We start from the raw sequence: 23732 nt of genomic DNA, 5'->3' as shown, positions 1-23732 counted from the left end.
TCACACCCCCATTCCGGGGATGGACGGGACGAGGCCCCAGAGCGCGAAAGTCATGAGGACGTCGAGAATTCCGATTGCGAGGATGGCAGTGCGCAGGGCACGACCGGCCGCCTGCCCGACGCCCGCAGGGCCACCGCTGGCGAAGTAGCCGTAGGCACAGTGCACGAGGGCGACCACGATGGCGAACACCACCGCCTTTATCCCCGAGTAGAGCAGGTCCACCGGCGCGAGGGCCAGATGGAAGAAGTAGTCGTACGTGCCCGCCGACGCCCCGTTGAAGAAGACCACGACGAGCCGGGTGGACAGATAGCTCGCGAGCAGGCCGATCATGTAGATCGGGACGACGCACACCATCGCGGCGAGGACCCTGGTACCGGCGAGGAAGGGGATGGAACGGATCGCCATGGCGTCGAGCGCGTCGATCTCGTCGGAGATCCGCATGGCACCGATCTGAGCGGTGAACCCGGTACCCACCTTGGCCGCGAGCGCAATCGCGACGACGACCGGCGCGAGTTCCCGGGTGTTCGCGACCGCCGAGAGCATTCCGGACAGAGTCGTCATGCCGACGAGATCGAGTCCTCGCTGGGTTTCGACACCGAGCATCATCGCCGCGGCGAGCGACATCGCGAAGACGATGCCGATCGTGCCTCCACCGGACAGCAGTGAGTTGGTTCCGAAACTCACCTCGCTGATCTGCGCCAGCACGTGCTTGCGGTACCTGGTGAGCGCGAACGGGATGGATCCGATCGCCCGCACGTAGAACGTGACGTGACGACCGACTCCGACGAATCCGTCGGCAACGCCCTTCGCCGGACGGGCCGCCCGCTGCAGGCGCGCACGCGTGTCCACTCCGATCATCAGTAGGACCCCACTGCCGGAACCATGACCGTGTACAGGGCCGACAACGCGGTGTTCACGATGAAGACCAGCGCGAACGCGATGACCACCGCTTCGTTCACGGCGTCCGCGACTCCGCGCGGCCCGCCCTTGGCATGCAGCCCCTTGAAGGTGGCCACCAGTGTCGACGTGAGGCCGAAGATGGACGCTTTCACGAGCGCCATCACGAAGTCGGACATCCGGCCGTACTGGCTGAACGTCGCCATGAAGGTTCCGGCAGGAAGATTCTGCACGTAGATGTGGTAGAGGTAGCACGCGATCACGCCACCGAAGGTGACCATGGCGCACAAGGCGAGCGAGACGATGACGGCTCCGACGAGACGGGGCGCGACGAGGCGCTCGACCACATCGATGCCCATCACCTCCATCGCGTCGATCTCCTCGCGGATCTTTCGCGACCCGAGATCCGTGCAGATGGCCGAGCCGGCGACTCCGGCCATCATCAGGGCGCACACCAGCGCCGCTGCCTGGCCGACGATGATGAACGCGACCACTGCTCCGGAGTACCCGCCGGCCCCGATCCGCCCGGCCAGCTCACCCACGGATACCGCGATGAACACTCCGATCGGAATCATCAGGAGCAGGGACGGACCGGTGCTGACCCGGCCGATGAAGAGCGTCTGAGTCACGGTCTCGTGCAACGACAACCGGCGACGGAGAATCGCGCTGACGAGCCCGAACAGCGCCTGCACGGAGAACCCGATGAGGAAGCCACCCTGGAGCGCGACATCCCGCATCGGACCTTTCGGTGCGGGCAATTCGTACGTCATGCATGACCTCTCTCGTGGGCCGACACCGGCCCCGACGACTTCCCGTGTCGATCACGACACGTCCGGACGGATACAGGTCGAGCGATCAGAACTCCAAATGATTGTTCACATAATCAAGGCGTCTCGGACGGACACACCGTACGGCGAGCACTACGCGACCCACACCCGAAGCGGAAGGCCCCTCCTTCCGGCACCCGACCCGCTGACGTTGCAGAGAGCGCCCGAGTCACGCCCGAGCAGGCTCGCTGTGATGCATGTTACAGATCAGCCGTCACGATATCCAGCCCTTTGTTAACGCAAATTCTCCTCCTGTGAGGAATCACGAACTCGCTCGTTTAGCCTGCTCATACATCCCCTGCCGGGTATGTTCACCGATACGCATGATGATTCCGGCCGGTTCGTGCACCGGCTCCACCCCCATCCGCCACGAAAGGTACACCATGATTCCTGCCTGTCGAGGAGCTCGGGCAATGCCGCGACTCCCTGCCGCACGCAGGCGTCCGACCATCGCCCACTGCACAGACACCGACGCCGGCCGCGGCGGTGCGTCGTACCACCTGCCCGTACGCGATCCCGGCAACTCCGCACGATCTGTTTAGAATGCTTGTTCACTTCATTGCTACCGCCGAGGAGGCGTCCGCCATCGTGAGCCGAGGTATGCAGACGGGTCACCATTCCCGCCGCGCAGAGGATGCCCCGGCCCACCGGGCGCGCCCGAAGGACCGCCGCAACCAGATCGCCAGGGCCGCAGCGGAAGCGTTCAGCCGGGACGGCTACCACTCGGTGACGGTCGAGGAGATCGCATCCGCCGTCGGAATCTCCGGCGCAGCCCTCTATCGCCATTTCCCCAACAAGTACGCGCTCTTCCGGGAAGTGACGAGCAATCTCGCCGGGGCACTCGAGGTGGCCTCGACCGCGGCAGACGGCACCTCCCCACCCACGGAGTCGTCGGAGATCTTCGACGCCCAGCTCGGCGCGATCATCGGTACGACCATCGATCTCCGTCGTTCGGCCGGCCTGTACCGTTGGGAGGGAAGGTATCTCGAACCCCGGGATCGACACGAGATTCGGGCCCGGGTGTGGCTGGTCAATCGTCGTGTCGGCGCCACTCTTCGCGATCTGCGGCCGGAACTTCCCGAATTCGACAACGTCCTCCTGACGATGGCCATGTTCAGCGCCGTCGGCAGTATCACCGCCCACAGCGTCCCCATCGCACGCGGCCGTCTCGAGGAACTCCTGCTCGCCGCGTGCCGACGCCTCTCCACGGTCACATGGATCCCCGAGCCGTGTGCCGCCGCCGGGCCGCGCGGGCACACCGGTATCCCGTCGGTGAACAAGCGGGAACAGCTTCTCAGCGAGGCGATTCGGCTGTTCGACGCGCACGGCTACCACGACGTGAGCATCGAACAGATCGCCGCGTCCACAGGTTTGAACGCCTCCGGGCTGTACCGGCACTTCACGAGCAAGGCCGACCTGCTGGCCGCCGCCTTCCACCGGGCGGCCGATCGCCTGGCCGTCGGCGTGAGTTCGGCGCTCGCGGCCTCCGCCACGCCGCGCGATGCGCTGGACGCCCTCGTCGACGTCTACGTACAGCTGTCCTTCGCGCAACGGGAGCTGCTGTCGGTCTACTTCTCGGAAGGGGCCAATCTGTCACCCGGACGAAGGGCCGAACTCCGCGCCATTCAACGGCTCAACGTCGACGAATGGGCGCACATGGTCCGGTCCTGCCGAGCCGGGCTCTCGGTCGTCGAATCCCGGATCCTGGTCCACGCCGCGCTGAATCTCGTCGTGGACGTGGGGCGCTTTCTTCACTTCGAGTCCACGGGCGATGCGCAGATGCGCATCCGCCGGATGATGCTGGCCGTCATGGTCGACGGGTGAGCGACCCGGGTAGGAAGAGCCGGGACGAGACCGACACCGCGCTGGTTGCGTCGTAGCGGCAAACCGTCGGCCGCATACCCGGCACGGCCGCGTCAGTATGGTTGAGGGGTCGTTTCTGGACCATTTCACCTGCATGTTTGTGACGTACGCCGCTGCGGATCGCGATAGCCGTCCGAGTGGGTGTAGGTTCCCCCCTGTATCAGTTATCTACTGGTTACCCATCCGGAGTGGCCAGCGCAGTGATCCAGGGAAAGCGAGCCGGTCATGACGAACACGAACAAGGCGAAGTCCGTGAAGGTGCGTGCCACGACACGGATGCTGTCGCGGGTGGCCGCTGTCGGCGCGATTGCCGGCGTGGGTGCGGTGGGTGTCGGTGTCGGCACCGCCTCGGCGATCGGCGTGAACCCGTTACCCGGTGGCGTCCAGGTGGGGTTGACCTCCGACGAGGCCGGCTTCCTCCGGGATTCGGGAGCATTCGGTGTTGCCGACGTGCTGCGCCCGGACGCGCGGTTCGACGGGCAGAGCTTCACGACAACGTTGAACTGGCACGCCACGCGTGCGGTCAATCTCGGTGCGGCGGGCCACATGTATGTCGACTGGTACCCGGCAACCGACAGCATCGGCGTCGGCTCCTTCGGGCGTCCCTAGACCAGCAACCACATTCGATCGCTGCAGGGGGGAACCCACATGTTCACGAAGAAGAAGATGCACCGGTCCGCGATGGTCGCTGCGGTGGCCGCAGCCTCGGCCGCTGTAGCGGTGTCGGTCGGGGCGGGTGTGGCTGCGGCGGATGTGTCGCCGTTGCCGGACGAGGCGCGGGCGATCACCACGGTCGGGGGCTGGCACACCGAAGCGGCGTTGCGGGAGTTGACCGTGACCCAGGTCCCGAACCTGGCGCAGGCGTTCACCTCTCGCGAGGGATTCGTCTCCGCCCTGGCCACCGCGACCGTGCACCGCGGCGGCACCGGAGCCCTGCACGGCGCGGAAGTCGAGTTGTCCCTCGACACCGGCTGCGGCACCGACGTCTCCAACGGAGTGACCGTCGGACTGCAATCGAGCCTGGGGGCCTCCGCCACCGTCAACATCGGACCGATGACCTCCGTCTCCCCCGGCGTCAACGCGAACATCGGACCCTCGGTATCCGCACAACTCAAACCTGGCGCCGTCACCAACATCGCGTTGGGCACCAAAACCGTCGACCCCGGATCCGCACCCGGGCCCGACGATCCATTCCTCGCCGGCGTGCGGGTCTCGGAACTTCCTGTCGTGGTCAACAACTGCCTCGGCCCCGTCTCGGTACGCCTGGTCTCGAAGGTGACCGTCTCGACCACCACCTCCAACGAAGTCGTCTACGCCTACAGCAAACCCATGTGGCTCTGACACATCGACCAACCCAGTTGGCTCTGACACATCGACCAACCCAGTTGGCTCTGACACATCGACCAACCCAGTTGGCTCTGACACACCGAGAACCCATCAGTCGAGGGAGTGCACCGATGACACACACCTATGACCCGGCGACCGAACGCATCCAGACCCCACCACCGGCCGCGCCCCACGCCGAGCAGACCGACGCCGCAGGCGTGGACCGGGAACTGCTCGTCGCGGTCGCGAGTTTCGTAGGCGGCCTCGTCGCGCTGGCAATCGTGTTCGCGAACCTGTCCCGACTGACCGACTGGGCCGACCAGTACGGCACCGTCTGGGTATACCTCGGCTTCTTCCTCGTCCTCTCGATCGCGGGCCGCGTGTTCTGGAAAGGCGCCGACACCCTCATCGCCCGCCTCATCCGCGGCAACCACTGATGCGTGGCCACACCCTCCGCCGATGGGCCGCCTGAGGTGCCGGAACTTTCTCGGACAGCGACCCAAAGTAAGATTTGGGTGACTGAACGGAGTTGTTTGTGGCACAGAAGAAGTCGCGTCAGTTCAGCCCGGAGTTCCGGGAAACGGCGGCACGTGAGGTGTTCGAGAAGTCTCGGCCGATCGCCGATGTCGCGCGCGATTGCGGGGTAACCGATCAGACGATCCGGAACTGGGTGAAACAGCTCCAGCGCACGAACTCGGCAGCGGATACCGGGTTGTCTTTGCCGGAACGTGCCCGCTTGAAGGAATTGGAGCGGCGGGTCCGGGAACTGGAGGACGAGAACCGCTTCCTGGGAAAATCGGTGGCCTTCTTCGCGAAGAAGCACCGGTAACGGTCAAGTACGCGTTCATCGCGTCCGAAGAAGGCAATTACGCTGTGGTCGATATGTGCCGGTGGGCAGGAGTTTCCCGCTCAGGATTCTATGACTGGCGAAGCCGGAAACCCTCGGCCACCGCGCGGTGGCGGGAAATCCTCGAAGCAGAAGTCCGGTTCTGCTTCGATCATTCCGACAGCACCTACGGTTACCGCCGCGTCCACGCCCAGCTCGCCCGGTGGGGAACCCAGGTCGATCCGGACACCGTTCGGAAAATCATGCGTGAGCTGGGGTTGGTGCCGTGCCAGCCCCGGCCGTTCCGACCGGTCACCACCATCGCCGGCGACGCCGCCGACCTGCCCGACCTGGTGGCACGCGACTTCACCGCCGACGCGCCGGGACGCAAGCTCGTCGGTGACATCACCTATATCCGTACCTGGGAAGGGTGGCTTTATCTGGCCACCGTGCTCGACTGCTATTCGAAGAAGGTGATCGGGTACGCGATGGCGGACCATATGCGCACCGAATTGGTGACCGACGCCCTGCGCATGGCCATCCGGAACCTGCCCATCATGGTCGAAGGAACAATATTCCACAGCGACCGCGGCAGCCAGTACCTTTCCGCTGAATTCGCCTCAGTGGCACAAGAACTCGGCATCGTGCGATCGGTAGGCCGCACGGGAACTTGCTATGACAATGCCTGGGCGGAATCTTTCAATGGAACCCTGAAGAATGAGCGCGTGAACCGCACTCAATACCCGACCCGGGAACACGCTCGAAGGGATATCACCCGCTATATCGAGTTGCGGTACAACCAGATTCGTCTGCACTCCGGAATTGACTACCACACGCCGAACGAAGTAGAGTCCGCGTGGTTCCAGCAGAATCAGGCGGCTTGAGATAACCAAATCTCGCTGTCCGAGAACTTTCCAGCCCCTCAGCCACCGCACTGACCGGCGCTGCACTGACCATCACCGCCACCGGCACTCTCGCCCTCGCCGGCTCACCCGCCGCGGCAGCGGAAACGCCCGCCGAGCGTTGCCAACGCGAAACCGCGCAATGGAACGCCGCCTACGAAACAGCCTGGCGTGCCGCCAACCCCGGCAACCCCGGACCACCCCCACCGAACCCCGCCCCCTATGTGTGTGTCGACCCAGCCGAACAACCCACCACCACACCGCCACCGATCCCCACCCTCGGACCCGCACCCACCGGCGAGAACAACAGCACCGGCATCGCAGTACACGGCGGCACCCTCGGCGACGTCGGCACCGGCGAAGACCTCGTCCCCACAGCACCATCCGACACGCCGTCTGTTCTCCCACTACCGGCCGCACCCCCACCACCCGCTGCGCCCGCTGCCGGTGACAACACCTCGAACGCGCCGACACCACCCGCCCGCACCGCCGAGGACGCGGTCACCGACACCGACGTCGAGGCACCTCCTCGCACCGCGGACCCGTCGCCCCTGCCGGCACACCAGTCCACGAACACGAGCGAGAGCCACACCCTCGGCGAACCGGTCCGCGACCACACACCCGAACTACTCCTCATCGCCGCCGCCGCACTCGGACTCGCCGCCCGCCCCCGAACACCACGCACCCCCGAATCGCTCCTGTCCCACACCGTCGGCACCATCGCCCGCCCCATCATGACCTACGCCCCCGGCGACACCAGCCGACTCGTCATCCCCGAAGAACTCGGCGGCCTACGCACCTTCTTCCTCATCCACGACCCCACCTCCCCCCACGAAGCAGAAATCGCCACACCCCCCATCCCCCACGGCGGAACACTGCGCATCAACCCCGACGGCACCGCCTCCATCCTCGACGCCCACGGCACCGAAACCGACCGCATGGCCGCCCCCTGGGCCAACGACACCCACGGCAACCCCGTCCCCACCCACTACATCGTCCGCAACGGAAAACTCATCCAACAAGTCCACGCCGACCACAACACCGCATACCCCATCCTCGCCGACCCGCCCGAAGAGGAAATTTGCGCCGTACCCTATGACGACACTCAGCGTGCCGAGGACGAGGAGATGGCGAACTTCATCGGCCCAGGCACACCCACATTCGAAGCAGAACGCGCAGCCGCACAAGCTCGTCTGGCCGACAACGAACTCGCCAACACACACGGCCCGATGACTGCCGAGGGCGAGGCCGAGCGCGCCGCCGCCCAGGATCGACAGGACGGATACGGCGGCGACTACAACGGGTACGCCGGGCTTCCCCCCGAACAAGGCGGCTACCCCGAACCCGAATACACAACTCCCGGCAATACGGGTAAGGAATCATCGTCCGACCCGGCCGACCTTCTGATCTCGATGAATCCGGACGGGACACCGAAAGACCCTTCACGGATCAGCACGCCCGGAGGGGACGTCACGTCGGGCGACGAGCCGATGATCACCGCGATCCCGTACGGCGATACTGCGCTCGCTCGTGATCAAGCGATCGTCGCGACCGAAGGGCCGCTGAGTCCGGAAGGTGAACTCGAACGTATCGCTGCTCAGGCGCGTCTGGACGATCATGCCCTGGCACACATACAGGGGCCACTGCCCGCCGAGCTCGCCCAGGCCCGTGCCGATGCCCAAGCCCGCCAAGCGGGATACTCCGGACGCGACGCCGAGTTCAACGGATATGTCGGGCTTTCGCCGCTCGACGGCGGTTACCCGGGGCCCGAAGGCTACCTCGGCCCCGACAAGACTGGCGAGGCAGCAGTCAAGTCCGCATTGAACGCGCTCAACGCAACAGAACTGGCCGCACAAGCAGGCGCCAACGCCCAACACACACAGGGACCTCGGGCCGCCTTCACCCCCGGACAGGACTTCACCCCCACCCAGACACAAGCACTCCGGAGGATCACGGAGAGACTTGGCCCCGCCAACCTCGTCATATCAATCGGTACTGCCGCGCATGACGTCAGATACGGCGGTAAGGGTATTCCTGAGGCTGCAGGAGGCGCCGGGGGCGGAGTGGTCGGCGCAGGGTACGGCGCCACCACCGGTATGGCCTTCGGGATGATGGCGGGAGGACCAGTGGGTGCCGCGATCGGGGCGGGAGTGGGGGCCCTCGTTGGCGGATATCTCGGGTCACGAAGTGGCGAAGACGCAGCAGGTAACCTCCGCTATCTCTGGAACGACACGACGAAAGGGAAATAGGCCTCAGTGATGCTCTTCGCCGCCCTTCTCGCTGCCGCTGTTCTGTGTGCCGTGATCGACAATGTTCTACTGCACTGGGACCACCCTGACCATCACGGCCGAGCGTTGAGCGCTTACAAGATCAATTGGATCGTATGGACGCTGGTTATGGTTGTCAGTAGCGTCCTGGCCGGTGATGTCGGGATGGCGTTCTTGATGGCATTCCTCATGCTTCTCTACGGCTTGTACTTTCCTCAGTTCAAAAGAACATACTATGAAGGTAAGTTCGATGAGCCGTACTGATCTTGGCTCGACCTGGCATTGTTCCCATCCGCAGCGTGGTTTCGCCACTGCAAGGCGCCCAAATCACGGCGAATCCGAGCCATTCGCAGTTTCAGGTCAATCTCCGCGACCAGCGGTCGGTCGTGATACGCACGTCGACGCAGTCTCGGCACCGGGCTCCGCGCCCTCTGGAACTCTACGACCGGGAAGTGACCAATGGAGCCTCTTTTCGTCACTGCGTGCGTCTTTCTCGTCATCTACGCCGGGGTGGACTGGCGACTGTCCCACCTGGACCGTCCGGAGCGTCATGCGTGGACGATGCGCGCCTACACCGTCAACCGCGTTGTTTGTTGCCTCGGAATGATCATCAGCTCAGCGTTTTTCGGGAAGATCGGTTTGGGGTTCTTTTTCACACTGTTACTGGTGGTCGGCTCGATTTACCAAGTGCAGTTCAAGCGAACGTACTATGAGGGGAAGTTCGATGAGCTCTACTGACCCCACAGACCCGCGGCCCGAACTCACCTCGGTACGTCGCGCTCGGGCAACGATGAGCGTGCCCGAATACCTCGCCGCCACAGGCGCAGCACTGACACCGGAGCGCCCCACTGTCGAGACCATCCCAGAAGAATGGCTGCCCAGCGACGAAGCCCCCGCCGGATGGACCCTGCTGTATCGGCCGGATCAGGTCGGGACAGGACACTTCGGATCGAACATCATGATCGGCCGCTGGTCGACCACCACACCCCTGCACCCGACCGACGTCCTGGCGCACACCTGGGCCGACACCGTGCGACTCCCACAATTCCGGTACTACGACCACAGTCCCGTCACCGAGGACATACCTGGAACATCGTGGTCCGCAGGGTTCACCGGCACCTACCACCACGAGAACCATGTCCTGTGGTGCATACACCGATACATCCTGTCCCACAGCAGCCGAGGCTGGTCGATCCTGCAAGCCACCGGCACCATCGCCCACCACGCCGCACCACCCGACGACCTACCCACCGCGCACAGGCTCGTCCAGTCCGTCGAGCGAATCACCTACTGAACCAGCGAAACCCTCACCCACACGACACCACGACTGCATGAAGGCCAACGCGAAAGCCACTTCGATGACCACGCCCCCCTACCACGCGCCGACCACACCGGTATGCCGAGGAAGAAAACCTCATCTACGGCTACGGTCATCTCACCGACGACGAAGTCACCCAATTCACCGCCGCCGTCGCATTCCTGGGTCAAGCACTCCAACAAGGGCTCGGCAAGAACTACCACCGAGAGCCCTACTCCGGCGACAACTACGTACTCACCGAGGCCCGGTCGCCAGGCAGGTTCTACCAGGGCTATACCGGTATCCGCCGCACCGAACGCGGATACGCACTCGCCTACGGAGACGAGCGCTACCAGGAGAGCGGCCGGCCAATCGAGTTCTCCCGGTTCCACGACACACTGAACGGGTACGCCGCCCGAATTGTCAGTTCCGCACGCGGATACGGTATCGCCGCGCTGGGCCCGGTGGCGTGGATGTGGCACGGGACCGTCGGCCCCGGCGTCGCCGTGGAGAAACTCACCCGGCCAGGTGGAGGCTTCAGCGGCAAATACCGGTTCTTCCTCCGCGAGGACCCTGACACCTGGATCGAAGGGGGCATGGTCGACGCCACCCTCACCCACGGGTTCGCGATGACCTTCGCCCAATGGGTGACAGCGACCATCACCCACCCCGCAGTGGTCAGCAGCGACACCACCGCCTGGCCCCCACGCGACTGATACCCAGCCGTCGAACACACCCACACCAGTCCGGCTTCCCGCCCTATCGACGCCCCGACCGATGCACCACCGCCGATGACAACGAGCGCCACGACAGACCCTGCTTACCGCGGCCATACTTGCCGCAGCCGAGGTCGAATCCAGCTGTACCCATAGAGAATCGACGTGTCCGTGGCTTCAATCGTCGCCGCGAACCGCCAAAAACCAGGCCTTGAATCGAACATGTGTACGAGGTAGAATTCATTCATGGGGCATCAGGGGGATCGTTTCCGGCAACGCAGCAACCGCGAGTTGCTGTGTGACGCTGTCTCGTTGAGCACCCGGATCGCGTCGTTGGAGGCGCAGCGGGTCGCTGCGGTCACCGAAGTCGAGCGCCGGTGCACGCGCACCGATCACGGCTATGCGTCGACGAAGGGCTGGTTGTCGTCGGTGACGCTGGTGTCCCCGGGCGCGGCAGGGCGGATCGTGGAACTCGGTGTCGGGCTGGCGGAGCAGCCCGCAGTTGCCGAAGCGTTCGATGCTGGGCGGATCGCGCCCGAGCATGCATTGTTGATCGTCCGGTTCTGCGCTCGCCCACCGAAAGGCATGCCCGCGGAGGCACTACCGGGGTGTGTCGCTGCTTTGCTGGCGGCGGCGGACGGGCCGTTGGCGCGTACCGACGGAGTGCGCACGGCGATCGCGAAGTTGGAGGCGATCTTCGAATCGGACGAGCAGCCCGCGTCGGAAGACATCGACCGCAACGAGCTGTTCGTATCGAAGACCCTGAACGGTCGGGTCGCGATTCGCGGTGATGTGGATGCGGTGACCGGGGAGATGCTGTTGACCGCCCTGTCCAAGTTCTCGGCCCCTCGCCCAGCCGAAGACGGGGCACGTGACCTGCGCACACCGGGTCGGCGGCGCGCGGACGGGCTGACGCAGTTGTTGTCGATGCTGCTCGCATTCGGGGACCTCGGGCACGAGGGCGGTGAACGCCCCCACCTGTCGGTACACGTGCATGCGCGGGATCTCGGTCAGGACCGGCGCGAGGAATACACCCGCCGACAGGCCGGTGCCTGTGCCACGGCCACTGCGAACCCGCCGGCCTCGCACAGCACGCACGACAAGCACGGAACCGACGACACAGACGAGACGAGCAGCGACGAGACCCGGGCACCTGGCTGGGCCGATGATCTCGCCGAGGGTCGGGGTATCGCGTGGTCGCCGTGGATGGGACCACTCACGGTCAACACCGCACGCCTCCTCGGATGCGACGCGAACGTCACCGCGATCGTTCTCGACGATCACGGGGTCCCGTTGAGCGTGGGCCGTACCCACCGCACCGTCACCAGGGCCCAACGCCGAGCACTCGCCGCCCGCGACCGAGGCTGCGCCTTCCCCGGATGTGGGGCACCACCCGCCCAGTGCGAAGGCCACCACATCATCCACTGGGCCGACGGCGGACCCACCGACCTCGACAACCTCGTGCTGCTCTGCGGAGCACACCACCGGCTCCTGCACATCACGGACTGGGATGTCACCACCGGCAGAAACCGACAGCCACAGTTCACCCCGCCGGCCGGTGTCGGCCCCACTCGCACGTGCAGTGCCACACGCCGGGGAAGTCGCCGGCGAGCCGGCGAGCATCCGGGCCGGTCACCCGCACCGGCGCCCTGACCCCGATTCCCGGTCACCGCCTCGCGTCAGCGCACGGCAGCTTCGTCCACCCCGTGCTGCTTTCTCAACTCGACCTTGACCACCTTGCCACTTGCGTTGCGCGGCAACGCGTCGACGAGCACGACGTCCTTCGGGTGCTTGTACCGGGCGAGCTTGTCGTCGAGCCACGCGGACAGGTCCTCGACCGACAGTTCGCTCGCACCTTCTTCCAGTGCCACGACGGCGACCGGCACCTCGGTCCACTTGGGATCCGCGCGGCCGACCACTGCCGCCTCCCGCACCGCCGGGTGCGCGAACAGGGCGTTCTCGACCTCCGCGCAATAAATGTTCTCGCCACCGGAGATGATCATGTCCTTCTTGCGATCGACGACGTAGACGAATCCCTCCTCGTCCTGGCGGACCAGATCGCCCGAATGGAACCATCCGCCGGCGAAGGCATCCGCGGTGGCGGCGGGGTTCTGCCAGTACTCGAGCATCATCGTCGGACCGCGATAGACGATCTCTCCGACCGCACCCGGCGCGACATCGTTCATCTGATCGTCGACGATCCTGGTCTGGATGGTCGGAATCGGCTTTCCCACCGAACCCAGCTTGCGGATCGCGTCGTCACCATCGAGAACGCAGGTGATGGGCGACATCTCGGTCTGCCCGAACACCGCGACGATGAGGGCGTCGGAGAAGGTCTCGGCCATCGCGCGCAGCACCGTGTCCGACGCCGGAGCAGCCCCCCAACTGATGACCCGCAACGCCAGATCCCGCTGGGACACCGTGGGATCGGCGCACACCGCCTGCCACTGGACCGGCACCAGGAACACCGTCGTCACCCGATCCCGCTCCCAGGCGTCCAGCATCTCGCCGGGGTCGAAGGCTTTGAGCGGGTGGATCACGGTGGTGTTGCCCAGCATGAGCATCGGAGCGACCGAACCCAGCGCGGCGACGTGGAACACCGGCGAGGCGAGGAACCCGATGTCGTCACCACGGTCGTAGCGCATGGCTCGGATACAGGTCACGGCCTGACTCGCCATGTTGGTGTGCGTGAGGACCGCACCCTTCGGCGATCCCGTGGTTCCCGAGGTGTAGAGGATGAGCGCGGGAGTGTCCTCGGGAATGTCCAGGGGCTCGAAAACTTCCGCCCCTTCTTCGATCAGTTCTTCGTAGCCGAGGACGTCACCTTCCGTCGGCGCCCCCATGTTGACGACGAGGCCCAACTCCGGCACGTGCTGCCGGACAGCAGCCACCAGCGGCGCCAGCGTGGGCTCGGTGAACACCACCGTCGCACCGGAATCGCGGACGATGTACGCGACCTCCGGTGGAGTGAGGCGGAAGTTCACCGGCACTGCCAGTGCGCCGAGCGCGTTGATCGCCAGCACCGCTTCGAAGAACTCCGGCCGGTTGAGAGTGAGGAGCAGTACCCGGTCACCGAACCCGACCCCTCGACGGGACAGTGCCGCGGCCATCGACGTCGACCGCTCGTCGAGCTGTCGCCACGTGGTGTCGGCTCCGAGGAAGCGCAGGGCCGCCGCATCCGGCGTCCTCTGCGCGTGGGTGGCAACCCAGTTGTTCCAGTGGTTACGGCGCGAACGGAGAGGCTGGGTGAGGCTCTCACCCGCCGGCGATCGACGTTCCGGTGACGACTCGTGTGCTGACATAGGTCCGTGTGGTCCCTTCGGTGTGCTCGTGCCCGCGCCGACCTGCAGGTCCGCAGCCGCGCAGGCCTCGGATGTGACGAGTATTACAGATCGAACAGTCGCGGGGAAGGTCTTTAGTTAACGAATATTCGCAGCTTGCTTACGGCAGGGATCACCCGAAGCGCGGCGCACGTTTCTGCAACATCGCCGCCACCCCCTCGGCGAAGTCCGGTGCTCCGAGCAGTTCGGACTGGCCCGACTTCTCCCTTGCCAGTGCGTCATCCAGCCTGTCGAGGGTCGCCGAGGTGAGAGCGCGCTTGGTCAACTCGATCGCTCGTCGTGGACCATGTGCGAGCCGAGTGGCAACAGCATCGACGTGCCCGGCGAGCTCCGCATCGGGCACCACCTCCGTGACGAGCCCCTGCCGAACGGCCTCGTCGGACGGCAGCCTCTCCCCCAACAGCGCCAGTCGTGCGGCCCGCGCTCGGCCGATGGACGCCGCAACCAGTGCGGTCGCTCCACCGTCCGGCATGAGGCCGACGTTGACGAACGCGAGGAGCAGGTACGCTGATTCGGCCGCGTACGCCAGATCGGCAGCGACGGCGATCGATGCCCCCACTCCCGCCGCGGCGCCGTTGACCTGAGCGATCACCGGCACCGGAAGGTCGACGATCGCGCGGATGACGGCATTGGCCGTATCCATGACCTCTTCGGGCGGCGCCTCACGTCCGCCGGCAGCCGCGGCAGCGGCCAGATCGGCGCCCGTACTGAATGCCTTTCCGGTTCCGGCGATGACGACCACCCGGACCGTCGGGTCGGTGGCCGCGTCGGTGAGCACCCGCCCCAGAACTCGGAGGTGCGCCAGCGCCAGCGCGTTCATCCGGTCGGGCCGATCGATCGTCACTCGCAGGATTCCGCCGGAGTTCTCCACGAGCAGTCCGTCGACCGCCGGGGCGGTCATGCGCGTGCTCCGACAGCCTGTGCGGCGGTCGCCGACACCATCGAGGCGAGACGGCCGGTGATGATCGCCTCGGCCTCGTGGACCATCCGCGTCACCAGTTCCCCCACGGGCGGAATGTCGCGGACGAGGCCCTGGCTCTGCCCGCTGGTCCAGATTCCGGCATCGAGATCGCCCTCCTCGAAGACCTTGCGGCCACGGGCCCCGGCCACGAGGTGGGCGATGTCGTCGAACTCGCATCCTCGCGATTCGATGCCCACGACCTCGGCACTCACCGCGTTCTTCGCCACCCGCGCCGTGTTGCGCAGAGTGCGGAAGATCAGGGTGGTGTCCCGTTCCGAGTTGGCGACGATCTGTTCCTTGACCTCTTGGGCGACAGGCGATTCGACCGTGCACATGAATCGCGTGCCCATGTTGACTCCCTGCGCCCCCAGTGCGAGAGCTGCCACCAGCCCACGCGCATCGGCGATCCCACCCGAAGCGATGATGGGGATCTCGAGCTCACGTGCCGCCGCGGGGATGAGCACCAGCCCGGGCACGTCGTCCTCGCCGGGATGCCCGGCACATTCGAACCCGTCGATGCTCACCGCATCGACGCCGACGAGTTGCGCCTTGATCGCGTGCCGGACACTGGTGCACTTGTGGATGACCTTGATGCCGGCATCCTTCAGATGCGGCAGGTGGTCGACCGGGTTGGACCCGGCTGTCTCGACGATCGAGATGCCGGAATCGATGATCGCCTGGCGATACTCCTCGTAGGGAGGCGGCGAGATCGACGGCAGGATCGTCAGGTTGACTCCGAACGGCTTGTCGGTCATCTCCCTGGTCCGCGCGATCTCCTTCGCGAGAGCCTCCGGTGTCGGCTGCGTCAGGGCCGTGAGGAATCCCAACGCCCCGGAATTCGCCACGGCTGCAACCAGTTCTGCCCGACCGACCCACATCATCCCGCCTTGCACGATGGGGTGGTCGACACCGAACATCTCGGTGAACCTCGTCGTCAACATCAGATGACCTCCTCGAACGTTCCGCCGGTGCGTGCCTTGTCCACGAGGAGCTGGGGTGGCGTGAACCGCTCGCCGTAGCGTGCCGCGAGTTCCCGCGCCCGGATCAGGAATCCGGGGAGTCCGATCAGTTGCTCACCCGTGTCGGCACTGGTTCCCGTGTACTGGTCGATGTACCTGGCCACGCCGCCGGTCCACCCCGGGTAGCCGATGCCCAGGATGGAGCCCACGTTCGCGTCGGTGGTCGACTCGAGCACACCTTCCTCGAGGCAGCGAACGGTCTCCACAGCTTCGATGAAGAGCATGCGCTCCCCGAGATCCACGAACGGGATCTCGGTGTGCCGGCCATCCGCGGCGAACACACTCAGCCCCGGCCAGAGCCCCGCCCTCCGGCCGTCGGCATAGTCGTAGAACCCGGCCCCCGAGGACCGGCCCTTGCGATCGAACTCGTCGATGAGACGGTCGACCACGGCATCGGCCGGATGCGGTTCCCAGGTGCGCCCTTCGGCGAGCGCCGCCGCCTTCGTCTCCTCACGGATCTTGCGCGGCAGAGTGAGCGTCAACTCGTCCATGAGGGCGAGCACCGGTGCTGGGTATCCCGCCTGCGATGCCGCCTGCTCGATGGACGCCGGGGCGATCCCCTCGCCGAGCATCGCGATGCCCTCGTTCGTGAACGTCCCGATGACCCGGCTGGTGAAGAAGCCCCGGCTGTCGTTGACGACGATCGGTGTCTTCGAGATCTGCCGGACCACCGCCAGCGCCCGCCCGAGGGCGGCGTCGCTCGTCTTCTCCCCCTTGATGATCTCGACGAGCGGCATCTTGTCGACCGGCGAGAAGAAGTGCAGGCCGAGGAAGTCCTCCGGCCGCGACACCCCGCCGGCGAGCAGTGTGATGGGTAGCGTCGAGGTGTTCGAACAGAGCAGGGCGTCGGGGGCGATGAACGGGTCGATCTCGGCGAACACCGTGTTCTTGACCGCCGGGTCCTCGAAGACCGCCTCGATGACCAGTTCGGCACCCGAAGCGTCTTCGGGCCGATCGGTGGGATGGATCCGGGCGAGCACCTCCTCGGCCTGCTCCGTGGTGGTGCGGCCGCGCGCAACTGCCTTGTCGAGAATGGTGCGCGAGTACTGCTTCCCCCTCTCCGCCGCCTCGGTACCGACGTCCTTCAGAACGACCTCCATACCGGCGCGAGCGCACACGTAGGCGATGGCGGCGCCCATCATTCCCGCGCCCAGCACCACGACCTTGCGGACCGGCTCTCGTGCGGTGCCGCCGTACTTCTCGACCAGCGAGGCCGCCTTCTGCATGTCGAAGAAGAAGGCGCGAATCATGTTCTTCGCGATCTGCCCGGTGGCGAGTTCGGCGAAGTAGCGGGTCTCGATTCGGCGGGCCGTGTCGAAGTCGACGAGCGCACCCTCCACGGCCGCGCTCATGATCGCGATCGGAGCCGGGTACGGCGCCCCTTTCAGCTGCTTGCGCAGGTTGGCCGGCATCGCCGGGAGCAGCCGCGCGATACTTGCCGACGCCGGGGTGCCGCCGGGGATCCGGTAGCCCTCGGTGTCCCACGGCTGGGCGGCGTCCGGGTGATCGGCGATCCATGCCTTCGCGGCCGGGACCAGATCGTCCGCCGACGCCACCAGTTCGTCGATCAGGCCGAGGTCGTGTGCCTTCTGCGCCGAATGGCGTGCGCCTTCGAGCAGGACCCGGGTGAGCGCCGGCACGATTCCGAGCAGTCGCACCGTGCGGACGATTCCCCCACCCCCGGGCAGCAGTCCGAGGGTGACCTCGGGCAAGCCGATCCGCACTCCCCCGGCGTTCACGGCGATCCGGTGGTGCGTGGCGAGGGCCAGTTCGAGCCCGCCCCCGAGCGCGGCGCCACCGATGGCCGCCACCACCGGACGTCCCAGCGTCTCGAGCGCGCGCAGGGGCCGATGGAGGCGCTCGACGTCGGCCGCCACCGCCTCGGCCTGCCCCGGCTCCACGGCGAGGAGATCGCGAAGGTCACCGCCGGCGAAGAACGTCTTCTTCGCGGAGGTGATGACCACACCGGTGATCTCCTCGCGTTCGGCGACCAGGCGGTCGACGACCTCGCCGAAGGACACGAGGAACCCCTCGTTCATCGTGTTCGCCGACTGGTTCGGGTCGTCGAGGGTCAGGGTGACGATGCCGTCGTCGTCCCTGTCGTAGCGAATGGTTCTGTCTGTCATGGAAATCGGTCTCCTGTGGGAATCGTCGGTCAGATGCGCTCGATGACGGTGGCGATGCCCATGCCCGCACCGACGCACAGCGTGGCGAGGCCGTACCGCTGACCCCGACGTTCGAGTTCGTCGAGGAGGGTGCCGAGAATCATCGCCCCGGTGGCACCGAGCGGGTGCCCCATGGCGATCGCGCCGCCGTTGACATTGATCCGATCGAGTGGCAGCTCGAGGTCCTTCGCGAACTTGAGCGCTACCGAGGCGAACGCTTCGTTGATCTCGAACAGGTCGATGTCCGACACGTCGAGCCCGGCCTTCGCCAGCGCCTTGCGGGCCGCAGGTGCGGGGCCCGTGAGCATGATCGTGGGCTCCGAACCGATCACGGCGGTCGCCACGATGCGGGCCCGCGGCCGCAGACCCGCTCGCTCGCCGGCAGCTGCGGATCCGACGAGGACGAGCGACGCGCCGTCGACGATCCCCGACGAGTTTCCGGCATGGTGGACGTGTTCGATCCGCTCCACCCAGTGGTACTTCTGCAGCGCGACCGCATCGAATCCGCCCTGCTCTCCCAGGGACGCGAAGGACGGCTTCAGCCCGCCGAGGCCTTCGACGGTGGCATCGGGACGCATGTGCTCGTCGCGATCGAGCACGACGACGCCGTTCCGGTCCCGCACGGGAACGACGGATCCGTCGAATCGGCCGTCCGCCCAGGCCTTCGCCGCGAGTTCCTGGGATCGCACGGCGAACTCGTCCACTCGGGTCCGATCGAAGCCCTCCATCGTCGCGATGAGGTCTGCACCGATGCCCTGCGGCACCATGTACGTGTCGTAGTTGGTCGCCGGGTCCATGCCCCACGCGCCGCCGTCCGAGCCCATCGGCACTCTCGACATGGATTCCACTCCTCCGGCGAGGACCAGATCCTCGGCGCCCGAACCGACCTTCTGCGCAGCCAGATTCACCGCCTCGAGACCGGACGCACAGAACCGGTTGACCTGCACCCCCGCGACCGTCTCCGGAAGTCCCGCGGCCAGCGCCGCCACCCGAGGCAGGACACCGCCCTGCTCCCCGAGCGGGGAGACGATCCCGAGTACGACGTCGTCCACGGCGGCGGGATCCAGGCCCGGATTGCGGCGGACGATCTCCTGGATCAGTCCGACGGCGAGGTCGATCGGCTTGGTCCCGTGCAGGGCGCCGGACGGCTTCCCCCTGCCACGGGGAGTGCGGACGGCGTCGAAGATCAGGGCCTGACCGGCGGGCGCCGAGTGCGAGTCGCTCATGGGCGAGATACCTCCGAGGAGAAGAACCGTGCGCGGCCGTACCGCAGGTCACGGGCAGGGGCGGGTCGCGCAGTGCCGAGTCGCGGTCGATCAGGTTGCGCGAATTATGGTTAACATATTGTCGAAGCAACGCGACTGTCAATAGTTCGCTTTCGCAATCGACCCGTCTCTTACTGGATATTTCACGTAGCTCCGGAGGCCGCATCTGTGGGATGTCTCCGATCTCACGGCGCCCCGCTCGAACCCTCCGTTAAGATGGAGGCTTCATCACAGAGAACCGACGGAGGTGACCGTGGCACGGACCGGCACGGAGAAGGCGGCGGCCGGTGCGACCGCTACGGAATCGGGCGAGACGGCAGCGAAGGCCGTCCGGCGGCGTCCGAAGAACCGCAAGGCCCAGATCGCGGCCGTCGCCGCCACCGCGTTCAGCGAACGTGGGTACCACGCGGTCGGCGTCGACGAGATCGCCGCCGAGCTGGGTATCTCCGGCCCCGCCCTGTACCGGCACTTCCCGAACAAGTACGCCCTCCTGGTGCACGCCGCGACATCCGCGGCCGACGGCCTGCGCACCGCCTCGGCCGAGGCCCTCGCGGACGCGAGCTCGGATCCGCGGGATCGGCTCGAGCGCATTCTCACGGCCCTGATCGCCAACACGATCGACAACCGGCGAGTCGGCGGCATCTACCGCTGGGAGGGCAGGTATCTCGAACCCACGGATCGGCGGCGCCTCCGTGAGGCGTTCGCAACGGTCACCGAACAGGTTGCCGCGCCGATCCGGCAGTTGCGGCCCCAGCTGTCCGCGGAGGACGCCACGACACTCGCCGCAGGCGCCCTCAGCGTCGTCGGCAGTATCACCGCGCACCGCACCGCCCTGTCGAGTCGGCGTACCACGAGCCTCATCCTCGACGCCTGCTCCGCGGTCGTCGACACGGACCTGCCGCCCGTCGAAGACTCCCCGAAAGAGCCGACGCCGCGGGGGCTTCCGGTCACCTCCAAACGCGAGCTCCTCATCGCGGAGGCGGTCAAGATCTTCGACCGCCAGGGGTACCACGAGTCGAGCATCGAGGAGATCGGTGCCGCAGCGGGCATCAACGCGTCCAGCGTGTATCGCCATTTCCCCAGCAAGGCGGACCTGCTGGCGGCGGTGTTCTACCGCGCGTCGGACAGGCTGGCCGCTGCCACCGCACACGCCCTCGGGTCCTCGTCGGATCGCGCGGAAGCGCTGGAAAAGCTGGTCGACTCCTACGTGGAACTCTCGTTCCGCACTCCTGCCGTCCTGTCCGTGTACTTCGCGGAGATCGGGAATCTCCCACAGCACGAACGGACGAATCTACGGAACATTCAGCGGCTGCACGTCGAGGAGTGGGTCAGCCTGGTCACGGCCATCCGGCCGGACCTGAGCCCGCCCGAGGCGCGGTTCCTCGTGCATGCGGCCCTGGGACTGGTCCTCGACGTCGGCCGACTGGTTCGCTTCGACGTGCGCCAGCCCGATCGCCTCACGGCGATGATGCGGGCCGTCCTCTTCGAGGGCTGACGGCGGCCCGCACGCCGCGGTTCACCCCCGCGAGACGTGGAAGTCTCGATCGGTACCGAGATCGCTCGGGCGGTATCCGACCGGATATCCGGGGTAGCTGCGATTGCGCGGATCACAGGACGCCTTCGACGTGCGCCGGGGTGGCAGCCACCGCACGAGCGCCGATCGCGCCACCAGTGCCCGCTCTCCGGCCACGGTCATCCACCGTGGAGATGCCTGGAACCCGAAGGCCGACAACATCATCGGATCGAGCATCGCGTAGACCCCTTTCGCCACCAGGGGCCGCAGCGGTGCCGGAAACCACGAGCAGAACAGATCGAGCGTGTACCGCCCGACGCGGTGGTTGTCCTCGGTGTAGCGGAAGTTCTCGCGTTCGTAGTTCATCTTGAAGCGATGGAACTCGGAAAAATCCTCCGGGATGTTCTTGATCCCCATCCGGATACCGACCTCGCGATAGAAGAGAAACGTCGCGAGGCGCTCGTTGGGGGTGAGCCGACGCCACCCGAACCGGTCGATCCACTGGATCGGGTCGTAGACGAACGTCGACAGGACGTAGAGCATGTCGTCGTTGTCGATGTCGTATCGATGGTGCATGCGGTTCACCGTGCGCAGCGATTCCCGGCCCCGGTCCGAGTCGTATCCGTGCTCGACCAGTTCGGCCATCAGGAGCGCGGTGTCGTCGTAACGTTTCTGGGGGCGCTTCTCGAACTCCCCCGTCTTCTGCAACAGTTGGGAAATGGTGGGTACACAGTAGGTTCGGAAGAGCGCGAACTCGAGTGAACGCTGATAGTCCCAGGGAAACTCGAATCCCGCCGTGATGCGGTGGATCTCCTGGTGATCGCGGACGGGGTCGAGTTGCTCCGTCCGGTCCCGCCAGCCGTGGCGGCCACCGCCGACCCGCTGCGCGCCGCTCGGCCGTGTCTTTCGCATGAGCATCGTCGACACTCCCCTTCAGCGCCCGTGGCGCATCTTCAGCATCGCCGCAGCGATCTTCATGTCCCTAGCCTTGCGTTCGATCGTCAGCAGGTTCAGCGGGGCGCGGAACTTCTGCCGCGTGATCGACTTGACCCGGCTGAACTCGCGCAACCCGTCGGCGCCGTGGATACGCCCGAACCCCGAGTCGCCGACACCGCCGAAGGGCAGCGCACCCACACCGGCGAAACCGAGCACCGATCCGATGGTCACGACGCCCGTGCGCAATTCCTCGGCGAGCCGCATCGCCTTCTTCTGATCCTTGGTGAAGATCGATGCCCCCAACCCGTACGTCGTACCGTTCGCCCTCGTCACCGCCTCGTCGAGATCACGCACCCGATTGACGACGACGGTCGGACCGAACGTCTCCTCACACACCGCAGAACTGTCCTCCGGGACATCGGCGAGCACGATGGGACGGACGTACCCGTCGTCGATGGACTCCAGCCCGCCCACCACGGCTCGGCCGCCTCGATCGAGCGCGTCCTGTACGTGCTCGCGCACGACGTCCACCTGGCCCGGCAAGGTCATCGGGCCGTACACGCCGCTCACCTTGCCGACCGGCAGTGCTGACACCTTGTCGCGCAGCAGGTTCAGGAATTCGTCGTAGACCGCGTCCACGACGTAGACCCGTTCGACTCCGGCACACGTCTGACCGGCGTTGCCGAGCGCGCCGAAGACGGCGAATCCCGCCGCCGCATCCAGATCGGCGTCCGCGTCGACCAGCAACGGATCCTTGCCTCCCGCCTCGACGACGATCGGGGTGAGCGTCTCGGCGCATGCGGCCATCACCTTCTTGGCCGTCGCGGCGGATCCGGTGAACGCCATCTTGTCGACACCGGCCCGCACCAGGGCGGCGCCGGTCGTACCGTCGCCGGTGACGACCTGCAACACCGGCTGGTTGGGGACGAGTGCCTGCCATCGATCGGCCAGCCAGACCGCGACGCCGGGTGTGAGTTCGCTGGGCTTGAAGACGACCGCGTTGCCCGCAGCCAGGGCGTAGGAGATCGACCCCATCGGTGTGTAGACCGGGTAGTTCCAGGGCCCGATGACACCGACGACCCCCATCGGCTCGTATCCGACGCTGCTCGCCTGGTTCGCGCTGACCAGCCCGGACGACACCTTGCGGCGGCGCAACACCTTGCCGGCGTTCTTCGCCGCCCAGTCGAGGTGCTCGACCGCGAGCATCACCTCGAGAAGTGCGTCCTCACGTGGCTTGCCGGTTTCGGCGGAGATGATGCCGGCCAGTTCCTCGGCTCCTCGGGCAATGGACTTCTTCCAGTCCAGCAACCACTTCTTCCGGCCCTCGTGTCCGAGCGGGCCCCACCAGCGCGCCGCCTCGCGTGCCCTGCCCACCGCCCGGCCCACCTCGTCCGCGTCGTGAACCGGGTACTCGGCGAGTTCGGCACCCGTCCGGGGGTCCAACGAGGAGAACGTCGGGCGAGACATCGAGTCGTCCTCGGCCACGGTCGCCGAGCCGGGTGCCGCCCCCGCGGGAGACGAAGGTGCGTTGCGCGCCATCGTGGGTTCCTTTCGAGTAGTCACATCACATATATTTGATCTGATCTGATGTAGTGTGCCTCACACTAGGCC

General features: G+C 66.2%; 21 protein-coding genes. 12 read left to right on the top strand and 9 right to left on the bottom strand.

Annotated elements, in window-relative coordinates; genetic code table 11:
- Positions 1-858 carry an MlaE family ABC transporter permease gene (locus G4H71_RS16615; protein WP_072739768.1) on the bottom strand — a complete coding sequence of 286 codons (858 nt, stop codon included), beginning with the start codon at positions 856-858 and terminating at the stop codon, positions 1-3.
- Positions 858-1667, bottom strand: a complete 810-nt coding sequence (locus G4H71_RS16610; RefSeq protein ID WP_072739767.1) for an MlaE family ABC transporter permease — start codon at positions 1665-1667, stop codon at positions 858-860. Before G4H71_RS16610 ends, G4H71_RS16615 begins: the two co-directional genes overlap by 1 nt.
- Positions 1668-2312: 645 nt before the next feature.
- Here G4H71_RS16610 and G4H71_RS16605 point away from each other — a divergent pair.
- The 11 genes from G4H71_RS16605 (at position 2313) to G4H71_RS16555 (ending at position 12574) form a co-directional block, all read left to right on the top strand.
- Entirely contained in the window at positions 2313-3548 is a 1236-nt protein-coding gene (locus G4H71_RS16605; RefSeq protein WP_246442032.1) for a TetR/AcrR family transcriptional regulator, read from the top strand.
- Between the two features lie 264 nt (positions 3549-3812).
- Positions 3813-4196 carry a hypothetical protein gene (locus G4H71_RS16600; protein ID WP_072739765.1) on the top strand — a complete coding sequence of 128 codons (384 nt, stop codon included), beginning with the start codon at positions 3813-3815 and terminating at the stop codon, positions 4194-4196.
- Between the two features lie 39 nt (positions 4197-4235).
- The gene (locus tag G4H71_RS16595) at positions 4236-4928 is read left to right on the top strand and encodes an MspA family porin (protein ID WP_072739764.1); all 693 of its coding nucleotides are present in this window, start codon (positions 4236-4238) and stop codon (positions 4926-4928) included.
- A 116-nt stretch (positions 4929-5044) separates the two neighbouring features.
- Positions 5045-5350 carry a hypothetical protein gene (locus G4H71_RS16590; protein WP_072739763.1) on the top strand — a complete coding sequence of 102 codons (306 nt, stop codon included), beginning with the start codon at positions 5045-5047 and terminating at the stop codon, positions 5348-5350.
- A gap of 98 nt (positions 5351-5448) precedes the next feature.
- Positions 5449-6623, top strand: a protein-coding gene (locus G4H71_RS16585; protein WP_185280442.1) for an IS3 family transposase whose coding sequence is annotated in 2 segments (ribosomal slippage) — positions 5449-5704 and positions 5704-6623 — 1176 coding nt in all. Because the reading frame shifts where the segments join, the coding sequence is not laid out codon by codon here.
- Positions 6624-7375: 752 nt separating this feature from the next.
- A complete protein-coding gene (locus G4H71_RS16580) occupies positions 7376-8890 on the top strand; it encodes a hypothetical protein (protein WP_139183257.1) in 1515 nt (504 codons plus the stop codon).
- Positions 8891-8896: 6 nt separating this feature from the next.
- Entirely contained in the window at positions 8897-9172 is a 276-nt protein-coding gene (locus G4H71_RS16575) for a hypothetical protein (RefSeq protein WP_074700651.1), read from the top strand.
- A 195-nt stretch (positions 9173-9367) separates the two neighbouring features.
- Positions 9368-9646, top strand: a complete 279-nt coding sequence (locus G4H71_RS16570; protein ID WP_072738283.1) for a hypothetical protein — start codon at positions 9368-9370, stop codon at positions 9644-9646.
- A complete protein-coding gene (locus tag G4H71_RS16565; protein WP_139183256.1) occupies positions 9633-10202 on the top strand; it encodes a hypothetical protein in 570 nt (189 codons plus the stop codon). Before G4H71_RS16570 ends, G4H71_RS16565 begins: the two co-directional genes overlap by 14 nt.
- Before the next feature lie 476 nt (positions 10203-10678).
- Positions 10679-10921 (top strand): hypothetical protein, encoded by a 243-nt coding sequence (locus G4H71_RS16560; protein WP_139183255.1) that lies wholly within the window; start codon positions 10679-10681, stop codon positions 10919-10921.
- Positions 10922-11167: 246 nt separating this feature from the next.
- A complete protein-coding gene (locus G4H71_RS16555; protein WP_072738286.1) occupies positions 11168-12574 on the top strand; it encodes an HNH endonuclease signature motif containing protein in 1407 nt (468 codons plus the stop codon).
- A gap of 26 nt (positions 12575-12600) precedes the next feature.
- On the opposite strand, the gene fadD5 is transcribed toward G4H71_RS16555, so the two are convergent.
- From fadD5 to G4H71_RS16530, 5 genes are all read right to left on the bottom strand, one after another.
- Entirely contained in the window at positions 12601-14223 is a 1623-nt protein-coding gene (gene fadD5, locus G4H71_RS16550) for a fatty-acid--CoA ligase FadD5 (protein WP_072738287.1), read from the bottom strand.
- 151 nt (positions 14224-14374) lie between these two features.
- On the bottom strand, positions 14375-15163 hold the full coding sequence (locus G4H71_RS16545; protein ID WP_072738288.1) for an enoyl-CoA hydratase-related protein: 789 nt from the start codon (positions 15161-15163) through the stop codon (positions 14375-14377).
- Positions 15160-16161 (bottom strand): NAD(P)H-dependent flavin oxidoreductase, encoded by a 1002-nt coding sequence (locus G4H71_RS16540; protein ID WP_174561857.1) that lies wholly within the window; start codon positions 16159-16161, stop codon positions 15160-15162. The genes G4H71_RS16545 and G4H71_RS16540 overlap by 4 nt, the downstream gene beginning before the upstream one ends.
- Positions 16162-16163: 2 nt before the next feature.
- Positions 16164-18368: a 3-hydroxyacyl-CoA dehydrogenase NAD-binding domain-containing protein gene (locus G4H71_RS16535; protein WP_072738290.1), complete on the bottom strand. Its 2205-nt coding sequence runs from the start codon at positions 18366-18368 to the stop codon at positions 16164-16166.
- 29 nt (positions 18369-18397) lie between these two features.
- Positions 18398-19633: an acetyl-CoA C-acetyltransferase gene (locus tag G4H71_RS16530; protein WP_072738291.1), complete on the bottom strand. Its 1236-nt coding sequence runs from the start codon at positions 19631-19633 to the stop codon at positions 18398-18400.
- A 286-nt stretch (positions 19634-19919) separates the two neighbouring features.
- Between G4H71_RS16530 and G4H71_RS16525 the strand changes: the two genes are divergently transcribed.
- Entirely contained in the window at positions 19920-21167 is a 1248-nt protein-coding gene (locus tag G4H71_RS16525) for a TetR/AcrR family transcriptional regulator (RefSeq protein ID WP_072738292.1), read from the top strand.
- Between the two features lie 21 nt (positions 21168-21188).
- Here G4H71_RS16525 and G4H71_RS16520 read toward each other — a convergent pair whose 3' ends face one another.
- Complete coding sequence (locus tag G4H71_RS16520; RefSeq protein ID WP_083343101.1) at positions 21189-22097, bottom strand: oxygenase MpaB family protein; 909 nt, start codon at positions 22095-22097, stop codon at positions 21189-21191.
- A 21-nt stretch (positions 22098-22118) separates the two neighbouring features.
- A complete protein-coding gene (locus tag G4H71_RS16515) occupies positions 22119-23588 on the bottom strand; it encodes an aldehyde dehydrogenase family protein (protein WP_217631322.1) in 1470 nt (489 codons plus the stop codon).
- Positions 23589-23732 lie beyond the last annotated feature (144 nt).

Origin of the sequence: Rhodococcus triatomae (genome assembly GCF_014217785.1) — a bacterium.
Classification (GTDB): Bacteria; Actinomycetota; Actinomycetes; order Mycobacteriales; family Mycobacteriaceae; genus Rhodococcus_F; species Rhodococcus_F triatomae.
The sequence above is the reverse complement of the archived record's forward strand: the minus strand, read 5'-3'. Positions and strand labels throughout refer to the sequence as shown.